This is a genomic window from Absiella sp. AM09-50 (assembly GCF_003433845.1).
GTDB lineage: Bacteria > Bacillota_I > Bacilli_A > Erysipelotrichales > Erysipelotrichaceae > Hoskinsella > Hoskinsella hominis.
This window is the reverse complement of the sequence record NZ_QVFI01000009.1, coordinates 114320-131887: the sequence shown is the minus strand read 5'-3', so window position 1 is coordinate 131887 and position 17568 is coordinate 114320. Positions and strand designations below refer to the sequence as shown.

Genomic DNA, 17568 nt, shown 5'->3' with positions numbered 1-17568 from the left:
ATTCAGTACGTTTTAATTATTTGTACTGTCTACTTTTGAGAATCGTATCATTCTTTTCTGCGTTAGGATCATTTGCAATTTGTTCCTGTAATTTTGCAATCTGTGCATTCACATCATCTGTTTTACTCTTTAAACCATGAATACGGAATTGCTGAACACCAAATATTGTCACAAACACGATTGCTGCTACAGCTGGTATTGCGACTACCTTTAACACAGATGCATACTTTGATGGCTCTGATTTGACCTTATAGACAGCCAACAGGTTTATATCTTTATTTGCTAGTTTTTGAGCCATGTTGACCACCTACTTTCTTATTAGACTTCCTACTGGATAAATATAATCATGTAATTTAAAATCATTGGCTAACATTGCATCAGTTACATATACTACTTTTGAGTTTGGGAATACCTGTGCATTGATGTTTAAGTTTTCCTTGATATTTGCCATAACGATTGGTTCTTCATCATCTGCCAAGCCACAGAAGTATGCTGTTTCAATGGTATACAAACTTCGTTTAGATTTATTAAACTGAATCAATTGAGAAATGTTACTATTCATTTCTGTAATGAATGCATTCGTTCCTCGTTCTGAGAACAATCTTGTTCTATTTGAGAACGTATAATGATTATCTTCAAACAGATAACTGGATACATTGTTTCCATCTATAATGGATACAATGTAAGTTTTATGTTCTAAATCAGGTAATTCCTCCGTTAATTTCTGCAACGCATTTACTGAAATATCTACATTGGTTAATTTAATTCCTGCATTTTCAAACAATTCTACATAACTTGTTAAAAGTTTTCTCTCTAATGCACAGCATAATATTTCCCCACCAGGCTGATCTTCATAATTTTTTCTTAATACAGAATAATCATAAATCAAGTCCTCATAACTTTGATCAACTGCCGCTAATTCATCCTGCACAATTTTTACAATTTCTTTTTTCTTCAAAAAAGGAACATTCATATTCTTTACAATAATCTGTCCACTATCAATTACCAGACGGCAAGTTTTCACACCATTGCCATGAATGGTATCTAATATCTCTTTAATTGGCTGATCATCTGTAATCACGCCATTAATCATACTTCCCTCATCAAGATAATAGTCATGATAACTCTCAATTTTAATCATATCATTTCGATCACAAGATCCTTTGATTACTTGAATATTGTGATTCGATATAAATATCACGTTGTCTTTTGCCATAAAATCCTCCCTATCCTAAAGCACTAGGATCATTGTATAGAGTTACAACAGGTAATAACACACCCATCATAACGATGACAACCATAATTGCCATAACAACAATCATAATTGGTTCAATAACTGTAACCATTCGTTGTGATGCCATTTCTGAATCATAATCAAAATCATCAGCCAAAGTCGTTAACATTTCATCTAAACGACCACTTTCTTCACCTATATAAATAGAACTTGCAAGTTTTACATCAAAACCCTCAACTTTTTGAATACTTTGCGAAAGTGATACACCATTTCTAACACTTGTAATGACCATATCAAATTGATCTTCTATAAATTTATTTCCAATTGTCGAACGTACAATCATCAATCCATTGATGATAGAAATACCACTGGTATACAAAGAACACATGGTTCTCGCAAATCGAGCTGTATAAATAGTACGATTTAACTTTCCAAATATTGGAAGTTTTAATTTCAATCTGTCAAGCTTATATCTTACACTAGGAATTCTTAATAATGAAGCAATGGCCGCAACAATTACCAACACGCCTATCATAATCCAATACCAATTGGTCGTCATCACATTACTGATTCCCATTAATGCTTGTGTTATAAATGGTAAGGGCATATCTCCAAACACATCAATAAAACTAGGAATGATGATGGTAAACAATAACACAGCACAACCTAACATTACAAAAACCAAAATAATCGGATAAATCATTGCATTTTTTATTTTACTCTGCACTTTATAATCTTTATCATATTGTTTCGCCATTGTCATTGCAACCTGATCCATATGACCACTGTTTTCGCCACTTCGATACATATTGACCATTAATTCAGGAAAAGCTCTACCTTCATCCTGCATAGCGGTAGATAATGTAAAACCTTGTTGGAGTTTTACATACATATCTTTATATATTTTTTTCATCTTCACGTTTTCTTCACGTTGTACTAAAATGGACATAGCACGTATTAAACTAACACCACTGCCCAACATCGTACCTATCTGTCTTGAAAACTCTGACAATTCTTTTAAATTTAATTTTTTATCATTCTTCTCTTTTTCTGTTATATCTTTGCATGTCATCAAATATTGGTTTTGATTACGTAAAAGAGTGACCAACTCCTGTTGGTCATTTGCTTCTATTTTACCTTTCACTCTTTTAGAGTTCATATCTTTAGCAGTATATTGATACTTTGCCATATTGATTCACCTCGATCGAATTACAGTAGAAATAGTGATAAGTAAGCATTAATTAATGAATTTCCATATAACAATGATATCACAATTCCGATAGATAAATAAGGTCCAAATGCGATATGTGCGCCTTTTTTTGACTTTTTTGACACCAAAAGGTACACTGCATAACATCCACCTATTAAAATTGCGATAAATCCTGCTACTAATGTTAATTGCCATCCTAACAAAAATCCCCCAACGGCAATTAATTTTACATCTCCTCCGCCAAAGCAATCTGGAATTAATACAATGAGCAGATACATTGGCAAGCTAATGATAAAGAATCCAATGATACGTGATACAAGACTTACTTCAGGATGAAGTAACATCATCACTACACTTGGAACCGCCAATGCAATCACTAGTCCATTTGGAATTGTCATAGTATCAAAATCAATCATCGTGATTGCGAGTAAGATCATAATGATGACAAATACCACCAAAACATCCCAACTAAACTGGTAATGATGAAAACATAAAATTCCTATAAGACCACCTATGAATTCGATCAAGGTGTCTCTCATAGGAATTTTAGCTTTGCAATATCTACATTTTCCTCCAAGGAATACATAGCTAAAGATTGGAAATAAGTCATACCAAGCAAGTTGATGATTACAACTTGGACAATAACTTCTTCCTTTTGCCACTGATAATCCAAGAGGTACACGATAGATTACTACATTGATAAAACTTGCGACTACAATACCAATGAAAAAGGAGTAGATATAAAGTAACATTAAGATTGGTTCCATTTATATCTCTCCTTTCATTAATGATGGTTATTTGCTGAAATCGCCAGCCGTGAAATCTGTTGGTATAGTGTCAACTTTCACATCTTTACCTTCTTCAAAGATAACTCCTCGTGTACTATCTGCACCTAATCCTTTTGTAACAAAAACACATTTAGTTAAATTTCTGTCTGTTCCAAAGGTACATCCAGCCTTTAAAATAGTAGTAGTATCTCCTAATTCTTCTCCTATTGTATCTTTAGTTATTGTTGCTGTTGTATCTCCAGGTGTAGCATTATTTCTTGCAGTCAAAGTTTGCGCTGCCACATAGCCAGAACGCCCTTCCGCTTCAAATTGAGCATCCTTCGCCTGACTAACATATCCCATAATTGAAGGAATTGTAATAGCTAACAAGATACCAATAATCAACAATACTACGATAATCTCAACTAACGTAAACCCTTTCTTGTTCTTTTTTAAATCTTTTCTCATTTTTATTCTCCTCCTCCCAAACGCTTCTTAACTGAATATTGATAAAATTTATCTATTCAGTTTGTTTGGTTTCTTAATTTACAATGCCATTATAACAAATACATCACATCATTTCTATAGTTGTTTACCCATTTTTGAAAGTTTTTTCATTTTGGTACTATATACACTAAATTTGTGATAATATTGTGACAAAACCCATTATTAGGTTAGTAAAGCGATTACAAAACGGTTTTTATAAGAGAAAATGGACTAAATATAGAAAATTGATAAATATTTTGAATAAGTCTTTATAAAAAGATATGTAAATTTCTATTATAATAGCCAATTAATTTTAATATTTAATGACTATTATACCAAATCTAAACTCCAGCATTAACTTTTGGATACAGAAATGCATATTTACATAGATATAAATTTCAAACAATAAATTCTTACATATATTCACTGTTTTTTTATTCTCAGAAGAAATCACAATACCATTTTGACGTTTGATCTTGTAACTCAGGGCCATAGTCATGAAACAGCTTAATTTCATCATTGCTTATCATAACCACATAAAAGCTTTCATTTGTTTCAGCATTAATAAAACAAAAACCTATTTTTGATATATCATGATTATATATATCTCGTTTTGGATCAACGGTAGACTCTTTATTTAATCCATCATAGTAAATACTAAGGGACTGCAATTTGTATCCATCAATATCATTTTCTTTAAATTTTTTTATTAATTCACTTGTTATTAATTTAGTAGTTTCTGTATTGTTTGTAGTTCCTTCTATTGGTTTTCCCTCCAAGCCATATTTTCCAAACATTTCAATTGCATACGATTGTGCTTCAAGAAACATAGGCCTAACTTGCGCTTGATATTTAGCATCTTCCGCCTTTTTTACATAACCCATAATACTAGGAATTGTTATTGCTAACAAAATTCCAATGATTAATAAAACTACAATAATTTCAACTAGTGTAAATCCGTCGTTGCGTTTCTTATTTCGTAACATATCAATCACACCTTTCTTAAAACAATTACATTATAATTTAAAAAAATTCGTTTGTGTACTTTTGTGATGTTAATATGAACATTATTATATTTTTTTATCTAAATTCATACATACAAATACCTGCTGCAACAGCAACATTTAGTGAGTCAAAGGTTTTCATTTCAATAAATACCTTGTGATCACTGTAATCTATGACATCTTTACTAACTCCGTTTCCTTCGTTTCCAAAAATCAATGCACATGGTGTTTTCTTTGGTGTTTGTTGAAGGGGTGTTGCTTCATGAAGGGATGTTGCATAGAGTGTAATCCCCTGCTGTTTTAATTCTTGCAACAGTTCCATGATATCTCCACGAATGATAGGCATATGAAATAAGGCTCCTTGAGTGGAACGTATGACCTTTTCATTATAGACATCTACGGAATGGCTGGATAACACAATACTTGTGTATCCGAACGAAAAGGCTGTTCGGATGATCGTACCAACGTTGCCAGGGTCTTGAACGTCGTCTAGTACGATGACTTTGTTGCCAAAGTCAATGGATGATATATTAGGCATATGGCATACTGCCATGATGTAAGTGCCAGATACACTGTCACTTAGTTTCTTTAAGATATCTCTTGTAACTTCGTATGTTTCATAAATTGGAAACATATTTTCTTTTCCTTGTTCTATTAGGATACACTCTATTAGATTTGCTTTATGTGCTTCTTCTATTAGGTGTTCTCCTTCTATAAGAAACTTATGATCTTTATCTCTATGTTTCTTTTCTTTATATTTACTCCATTGTTTTACTTTTGCATTTGTTAGGGATGTGATTTCCATATTGATACCTCACTTGTTTTGTTCTTATATAAGTATAAAGGATTCTGAGAAAAAATCTATAGAAAAGTAAAAATAAAAGAGAAAACATCAGGAATTTAAAAATTCTTGATGTTTTCATTTTCCATTCATATAACTAACTACGCTAAGACTCTTTACAAAATTTAAAAACAAACACCTTTAATTGCTCAATTATATTTCTAGAATCTTTATCTTTTGGTATATCTAATTCATAAACAATATCAGATGCTTCTGTTAACAAATTACATATTCTTTGTTTTCTATCTTTAAACCATTCTGGATTTTCTTCCATTTTCAAATTACATTTTAATGCTATTTGCATTAATAATCGTGAATAATCCGATTTATAACCCTCTTTTTTTGAATTGATTAGTTCAATTAATGTTTCTAATCCTTTTTCTAAACTCTCTACATTTTTAAACAAAGAAGTTTCTTTTAATTCATAATGAATTAAATCAAAATAAGTGTTCTCTTTACTTTCTTTCTCTTCATGACTAAGCTCTAATGAATCATTAATATTTAGCCACAGACGACATGTTTCAAAAATTTGATTCAAAGTTCCCTTATAATTATCCAGATCACATTTTAAATTTTTATAATTCTCATCTTGTAATTTAACCATACAATCTCCATAATATGTTACTATACATTCAAACTTATTTTTATCGTCTATAGCCTTGTTTTTAGCAAATTCAATATCTAGTTGGCATAGTACACTATATAATTCGCTTATATTTGTAACATCTAATCCACCCCATATTTCCTTAATTTCTCTAATGTTAAAGAAAATACATAATATATTTCTTAAAAAATGACTATTATCCACAATAACTCTTCTAATAATTAAAGTACTATACGCTTTTATAACATTCTTTTCTTGGTTTGATAATTCTAATCTAGTTAACCATCTAATTAATTGACGTGATATATCTAGCAATTGTGATATTTCTAATTCTAGAATCATTGATTGTCTTGATAAAAGCTCAAAAAGATTTTCTATAAATTCTGTTCTAAAATCAAAATTGTCATTCTTTTGTGTTTTGCAGATTTCTAATATTTTATTAATATCGTCATATGTCTTAACATATTGAATATATGAAGATATTTCTTCTATTTCTACGGAACCTTTTTTGAGTTTATTTAAATACTTTTCTCTTTCAGTATTAAAATTAGAATAATCAATATCATCTGCTCTAAATAATAGTTCATCATAAATATTGCAGTCTTCTGTAGAAATGGATAAGTCATTTGTTGTTAAAATATTTTTTATATGATAATTATCATATTTTTTTAAAAAGTCTAGATAATCAAAGCAATTTCTTATAGTAACATATATTTCAGGTAAAAAATGCTTTAAAAACTGTACGTTCATAATATATATAAGCCAATCTTTATTTCGATATGTTTCACTATATATATTTTCTATTTCTAATTCTATATTTTCAATAGAGTACTTTAAGGATTTTAAAAAATTTTTCACTTTTCTGATATTTTTTGTATTTCTCATTACATAATTTAATAATTCATTAAGATTTTTCTCTATTTCTTCTGCTCTTATTTGTTTAGATTCACTTGTATCATCTTTGAATATTTTGTCTTCAAAACCCGTAAAATCTTTGATATCTTTTTTAATATTTTGTACAATTTCACTTTCTATCGTTAATATCATTTTTTCTATTTCTTTCGTATGTCTTCCTTTTTTCAATGTTTCATTGATTTTGTCAAAAAAACCTTTTTTAAATATGTAACCTATAAAATATTGCACTATTTCTATATATTCAATCTCGCACAAATCTAAAGTAAAAGAAACGTATTTTTCCAAATAATTAACATCATATTTACTCAATTGTTCTTTATCAACTAAAAAAATCGTTTTACAATTAGTTATATTCGTACTTTCTCGTAATACTTTAAATATCTTATCTTGATCTTCATCTTTACATCTATCTAAATCATCAATAATTAAATAAATTGTTCTATTTAATTCACCTAGCTTATTATTGATATATTCTTTATCACTTTCATCTGATTTCAAAACATAGTTAATTATGAACTGATTTAAAACCTTAAGTTTACTCTCTTTTAAATAGCTGAAAAAATATTTTTCAACTAAAGCTTCATTCTCAATAAAAACATTATTTTCTTTTAAAATTTGTATGATTTTTACAGAAAGAGTTCTCATAATCTGATCAACACTTTTTTCGCTACCTACTTCTATCCAAATGAATATATCATTTGATGTTTTTTCTTCATTATTTGTTACTTCTTCTTTATTCGTTAATTCTTTCTCTAAAGCCATTACAAAACTTGTTTTTCCCATCCCCCATTTTGCATTAATCATAACAGCATAGGGTTCTTTTATTTGATCTTTTAGTATTTGCTTAAATTTTTTTAACTGTACCTGTCTTTTATAAATTAATTCAGGATTTGGAAAGTCAGATTCTTTTAGTATTTCATTTGTTTTTTTCTTTTTTATTGATTCTTTTTTATAATAAGATAAATCATCTAAGAAGATAATCATACTGATTAAAACTAAAAATTCTGGTAAATCTAAACTTGAACTAACACTTAATAAAATTAATTCTAAATAAGATACGATACACAACCACCTTATAGATTGTAAACAAATTATATCTTTAATTCCGAAAATCAATAACCGAAATATCAGAAGTAATACAATCAAAAAAACAGCACCGAAAAATACTAATGCATTAAAGTATTCATAATGATTTTTTAAAATATTGATATTAATAATATTTCCTAAAATAAAACTTATAAAAACAATTACAACTGAATTGAAAAAATTATGTAAAGCTTTATTAATCAAATACTTTCTTTTAACCTTATCAGTAAATGATGAATTAATACAGATTATCCCTATTATAAAGATCAATAAAGATAAATGTAAAAAAATGCATTTATTATCAAAATATAATGATAATAGACCTTCTAGAAATTCCTTCATAAATAATCATTCTCCTGTACAATTTATTTCGCTTAAAAAGTTATCAATATGATTTTGAGTTAGAATTGTTTTCTGTTTATTTAACTCATAGTCATTTTATATAAAATATTAGAAACTTATTACTGCTTGAATATATGCGACCAATACACTTATCAATATAGCTATTACTCCTAATACTGTAGAGTAATACAATTGCTTCTGGCTTTGACTTCTATAAAAAAATAATTTGTATTCATGTTTAAACCATATGTATCTTTTTTTTAGCTTTCTTTTAACAATTTTCTTTATCAAAATCAAGATAGAATAATAAGCAGAGGAAATAACTCCTATCAAAATAGCTGCATAAATTTTTAAATGTTGATTAATAAATATTATAAATTCATCTGTATATAATGGTATTATCCATTCGTTAATAGTTTGTGATGAAAATATTGCTATCAGTAAAGTAAAAACAATTATTAGAAAATTTATTATTCCTACATTTATAAGATACTGTAAACTGTCTAAAAAGTTAGCACTTTTATCAATAAAATCTAAATTAACAAAGTTTTTATTAATCTCTTTCTTTACGTCAATTAAAAAATATTTGAATCTTTCATTTTCCTTTTTTAATGGAAATTTTTCTTTTTCGATAATTTTAATATAATTTACTATCGAATTTTGATAAATTGCTTTATTATTTTCTGCCTCCTCATAGCTGTTATAAGTATCATCCCAAAACAACTGATATGCTTGTATTATTGTACAAAAAGCATCATTTAAAGAATTGTTCAAAGTTTTAGGATTTTGAAAAGGATAATTCTTTAAGTCATCGGTTTTTATTTTTCCTAAATTAACCGTGCTTTTTCCTTCACAAATAACTTGTAAGATAAATGTGTGAAATTTATATATCCACCAAAAAGATTTTTCTACATGTTCACCATCAGCAAGAATCATTCTTATCAAATCACTTTTTTCTTTAATTCTATCATAATCCATATGATATCTCCAAGTAATTAATCATTTTCTTCATTTTTAATTTCTGATGTATCTAGTTTTTCTTTTTCAAGTCTTAAAGCTTCAGATTTAATATTTACTTCTTTAACCACATTATCAATTAAATCGATAGTGTAATTAAATAACCTTCTTGTGTCAGTACTTTCTTCACTAGTCTCATCCAGCTTTTGTTTAGGCTGAATATAATCATTATCAATATTATAATTAAGTAAATCATAAATATCCTTTGCATTAATACTTTTTGATTTATTATCTATAATGATTTTCTTATCTCCATTACTGATTTCAATATTTTTCTCATTAGTAATCGTGATACCTATTTTTATATTATTTATCATATCGTTTCCACCTTTTCCTAATTACTTCAACACCACCATCTAAAGTATTTGCTACTTCATCTAGAATGTTTACTTCATCATCAATATATTCCAAAGCTCCATAAGATACTTTTAAATTATTGTTTTCGTCATTTTTCAATACAATGACATTATCTACATCTAAATTTACAACCAATTCTGGTTTATGTGTTATGAATAAAACTTGTTTAAATTCTACCATTTTCCTTAATATACTAATTAAATCTGTAGAGATTCTGTTTTGTGAAACATCATCTCCAGGCTGATCAACCAAATACAGCTTTATCGTACTATCCTTTGAAAATATATCCAAATAAATTAATGCATTTTTTCCAGGTGAGTTACCTGTTGATATATCATCTTTATCTAATAGAATAACATTCTCAATCTTTAAAATGTTTTTTCCAATATATTCCTTTACACATTCTTTGTATGATGTTTTTATATCCTTACCTTCCTTTTTAAATGGATCAATTTTTGCATTACAATTTTCATCAAAGTTGTCTAAATCAATATTTTCCAAATATGATATTTTTCCTTTATGACTAAAAGGATACATTAAGGCTTTTTCAATAATATCTTTTGTGATATTTGATGTTACTACTCTTGTAACAAAATGATATTTACCAAATTGATTATCTGCTTCTTCAATATTGATTGTCTTGAAATTTTCTAAAACAGTTGGTTTCTTTTTATTATCAGTTTCTATCATGCCAACTATTTTAGAAGTAAAATTTGAAATATTCTTTTTAAATGTATTGATTTTATTTTCTTGTGCCTGTGCAGTTTTCGCTGCTTCATTATCAAATGATTCAGTTACAGAATTAATAGTAGCAATGATTGTTTCAGTAACCTTTTCTTGAAATTTCAGATTATTGTATTTTTTAATCATCTTGACTAAATTCTGTTCAACACTTGATAGATATTTTTTATCTTCATCTTGTAATAATTTTTCATTTTTTACTTTAGTAATACTGTTTTTTGCTAATTCAATAGTAGAAATTACTTTTGCATAATCTTTAGCTGTATATGTTAAATCAGGGATTACCCTCAGACTATAGCTTACATCATCTATCTCTGCTGGAATCTCTAATGAATAATCTAAATCCAGAAGTTTTGTCTTTTTTTCTTGATTAAATTCAATTAATTTAAGTACATTATTAATATAAGCATCAAGTTCCTCATTATGTATATCCGTTTTTAACTCTTTAAATTTATCAGTAAAAAATGCAATATCTTTTAAATTAGATTTACGTTGAAATAAATCTCGAATATCTCCTTGGCGATCAAATTTTATTCCATTTTTCATTTCACTTTCAAAAGGAGTGATTTTTATTTTTTTCTTTTTGCAAAATTGCTTGTAACCATTTACTTTTGAGGCTGGCTTAACATCTTTCAAATCTGAACTATAAAGATATTCAAAAAGTAAACTTTTTCCAACTGAATTGTCCCCAATCACAACATTAATACCAGAAGATAATTTAATAACTTCTTCCTTACCATTTGTCTCTATTTTTATTTCTTTTACATATGGTGCATTTATACTAGAGTATGCTGTACTTAATCTATTTGGTTCAGTTAAAGCCATTGCCAACCCTCTGAAACTAGGTAAACTTTTCATATATGTATATTTCATCTGACTTTTATCAGATGGCTTTTGGGCTGGATAAACAGTCCAATCATGGCAATCTGTACCTGTTATATATCTTAAATTTCTCAAGTCTTTTTCTTCTCTATAGTTGTTTAAAATACCTTCAACTTTACCACTTCTGAATTCTACAGCATCAAAATAATCATAGTCTATAATTTTATCAAACTCTTCTTCCCCAATACTAGATAAGTTTACATCTTGCTTTCTTGCTTTTGGGCTACATTTTTGATGAGCAATGACAACAACATTTAAATCTATTTTAGATAATATTTCCTTAAACGTTGATTTTTTATAAGCATTATTATTTTCATTATCAAATTGATATTTTGTAACAATTCCTTCGATTTTAGCAATTTTTTCTTCTTGTGCATCATCAAAAATACTAATAACATGTACTCTATTATCAGATATTTCAACGTCAAATTCAATTCCAGGTAATACTTTCAAAAGAGTTTTGCATTTGGACATATTACTTTTCATAGCTTTGTACATGTCATAACTAAAAGCGTTATGATCAGTTATAGCTATCATATTGACTTTTTCTTGTTCAAGTTTTTCCATTAATATAGGAATATTCTGAATTGTATTTTTAGAAACTAAGTCTTTATCCTTTTTACTATAAACACTATGAATATGTAAATCTAGTTTAACCAAATCATGAACAATTTTTTTGTTTTCTTTCATAGAAATTTATATCCTTTCCTGCAAGTCAATGTTACCCCTTACATCACGTATCTATCATATCACGTAGTCAATACAAAATTTAAAAAAGTTCAAAAATGGGATAGGGCGACTCTATTTATAGTAAATTTCTTTGGCTATTAGCAAATAGTTGATATATAAAAATAAAAATTTTAATTTTAAAAAGCTCTCAAATACTTAATATTTTCGAATTAAAAGCTCATTAATACTTCTCGTTTTATATAATAATGAAAAAGATATTCATTTAGGTGTTTCTTCTTTAAATGAATATCTTTATTAGATTAATTTTTCTTTTCTATTTCATTGATTACAGCTTGGCGGATGTCTTCTGGAATATCTAATATATCTATTGCTTCCATAACATTAATATGTTTTTTTATCATTAACTTCTTTGTATATTCTACAACGCTTAGAAACCGTTCTTCTGCTTTACCTTCAAGCTTACCTTCTAATTTACCTTCTAGTATACCTTCTTCTTTCGCTTCTTTACGGATACCTTCACTTAAGTTACACATTTGCATCACCTAACCCTTTTAAAAACATTATAGCTATCTTTCATTATTTGTCCATCCAACTATAATGTATATTATCTGATATTATGATTTAATATATAATATTAATAGTTTTATTTATATTAAAACACTAATTAATTTTATGCAAAAAAGCTTTTGTATTTTGCGTTTTATACTTAGATGAAAAAAAGATATTCATTTAGGTGTTTCTTCCTTAAATGAATATCTTTATTAGATTAATTTTTATTTTCTATTTCATCAATTACAGCTTGGCGGATGTCTTCTGAAATTTTCAACATATCTAATGCTTTATTAATTTCAATATTACCAGTTTCCATCAAGTTTTTGACATGCTCTACAGCGCTTAGAAACCGTTCTTCTGCTTTTGCTTCTTTACGGATACCTTCACTTAAGTTACACATCTCAGCCACCTCCTGCTCTAGATCTTCTGATACTAGTATACCATAATTTTCTATAAGTTGTCGCTTTATTTCATCTAGTGGAAGATTTGAATTGAATAATACATTCAATAATTTCATAGAGTCATATTCTCCATCATTGTAATCATCATAACTCTTTTTTAGATAAATCATGATAACTTCTATCAAATCATAATGACTTACTGGACTATGCCATTCTTTTCTCAAACAAGTTTCCGTTAGTTTGTATGAATTCACAACATCATCTTTTTCTTTTATATGATTCATACAGATCCATAAAGAATACACCTTTTTGATGTCTAAATAATTGGTATGTTGAAAACCATATTTTGCGTTCTTTTGACCTGCTAAGATCCTGCAGGCATGATACACACCTCTTGATATCAATGGATAATGTCTTTCATCATCGCCCTGTGCTTCCATGTTTATCAGAAATCCTATGATTTCTTTTTTAGCTTCTACCTTCTTTGTTGGAAGTTTCGCAAAGAAGAATACATCATAGCGTATTTCTGCGCCAATAACAGCGATATCCTCAAGGTTTAATCCCAAAAGTTCTCCATTTCTTTTGATGTACTCCATTCCTTTGATTGGCTCAATACAAGCTTCTATTTCAGGTATTGGCATACCCATATATTCTGGTATTTGATCATGCATGATAGATGCCAGAATAGATTTAAAAGCCAGGATTTTTTTACAATATTCATCATGTGCTTTTCCCGGTTCTTTCGTATCAATGGTTGATACTAGTTTTAGTCTATTATTCATAAAGCGCCTCCTTTTCGTGTAATGTTTTCCATTATACATGCATTGTATATAAAATTCTATACATAATTTTAATAAAGTCAGAAAAGCACAAATAATTATATTTTTACAGTAAAATCTTAAAGTAAATCATGATTGACAAACACAGTAATCTATGTCTTAATATGAAGCGTTTTCTTAAATCAAATCATTTCTGAAACATTTACCTCTTGGTATATTTTGCATTGCTTATAAACCTTCCTTCTTTACAGATACATTCACTTAAGTTAAACATTTTCATCACCTGCCCCTTTTAAAAACATTATAACTTCCTTTCAATATTTGTCCATCCAACTATAATGTATATTATTTGATATTACTATTTAAAATCATAATATTATCAATTTTATTCACATTAAAATACTAATTGATTTTATGTAAAAAACTTTTATATTTTATACTATGATGAAAAAAAGATATTCATTTAGGCAGTCTAACCTTAAATGAATATCTTTATTCGCTTAATTTTTCTTTTCTATTTCATCAATTACAGCTTGGCGGATGTCTTCTGAAATTTTCAACATATCTAATGCTTTATTAATTTCAATATTACCAGTTTCCATCAAGTTTTTGACATGCTCTACAGCGCTTAGAAACCGTTCTTCTGCTTTACCTTCAAGCTTTCCTTCTAATTTACCTTCTTCTTTTGCTTCTTTACGGATACCTTCACTTAAGTTACACATTTTATCACCTATCTCTTTCAAGAATATTATAACTTCCTTTCATTATTTGTCCATCACATGATAATGTATATACAAAAAAGACTATAGAAATATGGATTCCTATAGTCTTCTGGATATATTAACCTTCTAATACTTCGTGACAACGATCACATAAGCCATCTTCTCTTGAAGAATCAGTAATGTTCCAGCATCTTGGACATACTTTTCCCTCACATTTTTCTACTGCTACCTGGCATACTTCATATGCTGGTAATTCATCTACAGAGAAGCTTACTTTTGATACGATCAGCCATTGGTTGAATTTGTTGCCACAGTAATCTTCGATCAATTTACGATCTTCATCAGATACATTTACCATTACATGTGCTTCTAATGATTTACCGATAACTTTTTCTGCACGAGCTGTTTCTAGTGCTTTGAAGATATCTGCACGAATTGCCATTAAACGAGCCACATCTGCTTTGATTGCTTCTGCGTTATCAATGACAAGGTTTTCTTTGAAGCTTCCTAAATGGATACTTTCTGCTTCTGTGTGGAAGAAATCATTTACTTCTTCACATGTATGAACAAGGATTGGCGCCCATAGACGTAATAAGAAGTCTAATGCATGATACAGAACAGTTTGTACCTGTCTTCTTCTTGGAGAATCTTTCTTTTCAATATACAGGATATCTTTTGTGTAATCCATATAGTAAGCAGATAATTCATTGGTCATTAAGTTTGTTAACATACCAGTGATATCCGCAAAACGGTATTCTTGATAAGCTTTGATTGCTTTGGTATTTGCTTCATTTAATAGCACTAAGATATATTGATCTAATGCTGGTAATTCCTTCACATCTACCAAATCTTCTTTTGTGAAGTCTGTTTCTGGATTGATGTTTGCTAACATGAAACGGAATGTATTACGTACTTTACGATATTGTTCAGAAATCTGTTTCATGATTTCATCAGACATAGAGCAGTCTGCCTGATAGTCTACAGAAGTAGCCCATAAACGAAGGATGTCTGCGCCATATTTCTTAGTGATTTCACCTGGTGCTACAGCGTTCCATTGAGATTTACTCATCTTCACACCTTTGCCATCCATAACGAAACCATGGCTTAATACCTGTTTATATGGAGATTGTCCATGTACAGCTGTCCCAATGATCAAAGATGAATTGAACCATCCACGATACTGGTCACTACCTTCAAAGTATAGATCAGCTGGATAACCTAAGCCTCTTTCCATCATAGCACCTGTGTGTGAACTTCCAGAGTCAAACCATACATCCATGGTATCTGTTTCTTTACGGAAGATTCCATTTGGTGAACCTGGGTGGCTGTATCCTTCTGGAAGTAAGTCTTTTGCTTCTCTTTCAAACCATACATTTGAACCAAATTCTTTGAATAATTCTGCGACATGATCAAATACGTTTTGATCCATGATTGGTGTATCATCTTCTGCATAAAAGATAGGAATTGGTACACCCCATGCACGCTGACGGGAAATACACCAGTCACCACGATCGGCGATCATGTTATGCATACGCTGCTGTCCCCACTTTGGTATCCAGTCTACTTTATCAATTTCATTTAATAACTGTTCACGAATCTTATCGATAGATGCAAACCATTGTGTAGTGGCACGGAAGATAATTGGTTTCTTTGTTCTCCAGTCATGTGGATAGGAGTGCGTAATGAATTCAAGTTTTAATAAAGCACCGATTTCATCCAGTTTTTGTGTCACTGTCTTGTTAGCATCATCTACATACTGACCAGCAAGCCATTCGCCACAATCTTCCATCATGCATCCATGTTCATCAACGTTACAGTATGCTGGTAAACCATATTTCTGACCTACAAAGAAGTCATCTGCACCAAAGCCTGGAGCTGTATGTACACATCCAGTACCTGCATCAGCAGTAACGTGATCACCTAAGATAACCAAAGATTCACGATCATATAAAGGATGCTGACATGTGATCATTTCAAGTTCTTTTCCCTTAAATGTTTTGATGATGTTTTTCTGCGTTAATCCAAATTTTTCCCATAACGCATCAACAAGCTCCTGAAGAACTAATAATTTGCCTTTTTCACTTTCAACAAGTGCATATGTATAATCCTTATTCAAACAGATTGCTAAGTTTGCAGGGATTGTCCAAGGTGTTGTTGTCCAGATGACAAAACTTGTATCTGTATCTAAGATTCCTTTACCATCTTTTACAGGGAATTTCACAAAAATCGTAGGACTCTTGATATCCTTGTATTCAATTTCAGCTTCTGCAAGAGCAGTTTCACTGGATGGACTCCAATATACTGGTTTTAATCCTTTATAGATCAAGCCATCCATTGCCATCTTCCCAAAGATTTCAATCTGGTGTGCTTCAAATTCTTTTGTTAATGTGATATAAGGATGATCATAATCTCCTACCACACCTAAAGAAAGGAAGCCTTTTTTCTGTCTTTCTACCTGTTCTAAAGCATAGTTGTAGCAAAGCTTTCTAAAATCAGCCAGTTCCATTTCCTTACGGTTATATCCAAGCTTCTGGATAGCTGTTTCAATAGGTAAACCATGTGTGTCCCATCCTGGTACATAAGGCACCTTGTAGCCAGCCATAAAGCGGTTACGGATGATGACATCCTTTAAAATTTTATTTAATGCATGTCCTAAGTGGATATCTCCATTTGCATATGGAGGACCATCATGTAAAACGAATGCTTCGCATCCTTCTCTTTTTTCTAACATCTTTTCATAGATGTTTTGTTCTTTCCAGCGCTGCTGGAAGTTTGGCTCTTTACTTGGTAACTTTCCACGCATTTCAAACTTGGTATTTGGCATTAATAGCGTATCTTTATATTCCATCGTTTCTTCCTCCTTCATAAAAAAAACGCCCTTACTCTAAGGACGTTATTCACGCGGTACCACCTTAGTTCATATCATTTCTGATATGCA

Annotated in this window: 15 protein-coding genes and 1 other annotated feature (1 of these 16 running past the window's edge); all 15 genes read right to left on the bottom strand. The window is 29.5% G+C overall.

Annotated features, from left to right (window positions below; all coding sequences use genetic code 11):
• Window positions 1–16 precede the first annotated feature (16 nt).
• Window positions 17–298: a hypothetical protein gene (locus DW114_RS10005; protein ID WP_117453609.1), complete on the bottom strand. Its 282-nt coding sequence runs from the start codon at window positions 296–298 to the stop codon at window positions 17–19.
• Window positions 299–307: 9 nt separating this feature from the next.
• On the bottom strand, window positions 308–1216 hold the full coding sequence (gene pilM / locus DW114_RS10000) for a pilus assembly protein PilM (RefSeq protein ID WP_117453608.1): 909 nt from the start codon (window positions 1214–1216) through the stop codon (window positions 308–310).
• A gap of 10 nt (window positions 1217–1226) precedes the next feature.
• On the bottom strand, window positions 1227–2423 hold the full coding sequence (locus DW114_RS09995; RefSeq protein WP_117453607.1) for a type II secretion system F family protein: 1197 nt from the start codon (window positions 2421–2423) through the stop codon (window positions 1227–1229).
• A 20-nt stretch (window positions 2424–2443) separates the two neighbouring features.
• A complete protein-coding gene (locus DW114_RS09990) occupies window positions 2444–3211 on the bottom strand; it encodes a prepilin peptidase (RefSeq protein ID WP_117453606.1) in 768 nt (255 codons plus the stop codon).
• 27 nt (window positions 3212–3238) lie between these two features.
• Window positions 3239–3679 (bottom strand): prepilin-type N-terminal cleavage/methylation domain-containing protein, encoded by a 441-nt coding sequence (locus DW114_RS09985; protein WP_117453605.1) that lies wholly within the window; start codon window positions 3677–3679, stop codon window positions 3239–3241.
• Between the two features lie 458 nt (window positions 3680–4137).
• Complete coding sequence (locus DW114_RS09980) at window positions 4138–4683, bottom strand: prepilin-type N-terminal cleavage/methylation domain-containing protein (protein WP_117453604.1); 546 nt, start codon at window positions 4681–4683, stop codon at window positions 4138–4140.
• 94 nt (window positions 4684–4777) lie between these two features.
• Entirely contained in the window at window positions 4778–5506 is a 729-nt protein-coding gene (locus tag DW114_RS09975; RefSeq protein WP_117453603.1) for a TrmH family RNA methyltransferase, read from the bottom strand.
• A gap of 142 nt (window positions 5507–5648) precedes the next feature.
• Window positions 5649–8489 carry a P-loop NTPase fold protein gene (locus tag DW114_RS09970; RefSeq protein ID WP_117453602.1) on the bottom strand — a complete coding sequence of 947 codons (2841 nt, stop codon included), beginning with the start codon at window positions 8487–8489 and terminating at the stop codon, window positions 5649–5651.
• Between the two features lie 108 nt (window positions 8490–8597).
• A complete protein-coding gene (locus DW114_RS09965; RefSeq protein ID WP_117453601.1) occupies window positions 8598–9467 on the bottom strand; it encodes a hypothetical protein in 870 nt (289 codons plus the stop codon).
• A gap of 17 nt (window positions 9468–9484) precedes the next feature.
• A complete protein-coding gene (locus DW114_RS09960; protein ID WP_117453600.1) occupies window positions 9485–9823 on the bottom strand; it encodes a hypothetical protein in 339 nt (112 codons plus the stop codon).
• Window positions 9813–12176 (bottom strand): PHP domain-containing protein, encoded by a 2364-nt coding sequence (locus DW114_RS09955; RefSeq protein WP_117453599.1) that lies wholly within the window; start codon window positions 12174–12176, stop codon window positions 9813–9815. Before DW114_RS09955 ends, DW114_RS09960 begins: the two co-directional genes overlap by 11 nt.
• Window positions 12177–12475: 299 nt before the next feature.
• Window positions 12476–12709, bottom strand: a complete 234-nt coding sequence (locus DW114_RS09950) for a hypothetical protein (protein ID WP_117453598.1) — start codon at window positions 12707–12709, stop codon at window positions 12476–12478.
• A gap of 233 nt (window positions 12710–12942) precedes the next feature.
• Complete coding sequence (locus DW114_RS09945; RefSeq protein ID WP_117453597.1) at window positions 12943–13911, bottom strand: hypothetical protein; 969 nt, start codon at window positions 13909–13911, stop codon at window positions 12943–12945.
• Window positions 13912–14408: 497 nt separating this feature from the next.
• On the bottom strand, window positions 14409–14630 hold the full coding sequence (locus DW114_RS09940) for a hypothetical protein (protein WP_117453596.1): 222 nt from the start codon (window positions 14628–14630) through the stop codon (window positions 14409–14411).
• Between the two features lie 118 nt (window positions 14631–14748).
• Complete coding sequence (gene ileS, locus DW114_RS09935) at window positions 14749–17478, bottom strand: isoleucine--tRNA ligase (protein WP_117453595.1); 2730 nt, start codon at window positions 17476–17478, stop codon at window positions 14749–14751.
• A gap of 35 nt (window positions 17479–17513) precedes the next feature.
• Window positions 17514–17568: a binding site (T-box leader), on the bottom strand (it continues 163 nt past the right edge of the window).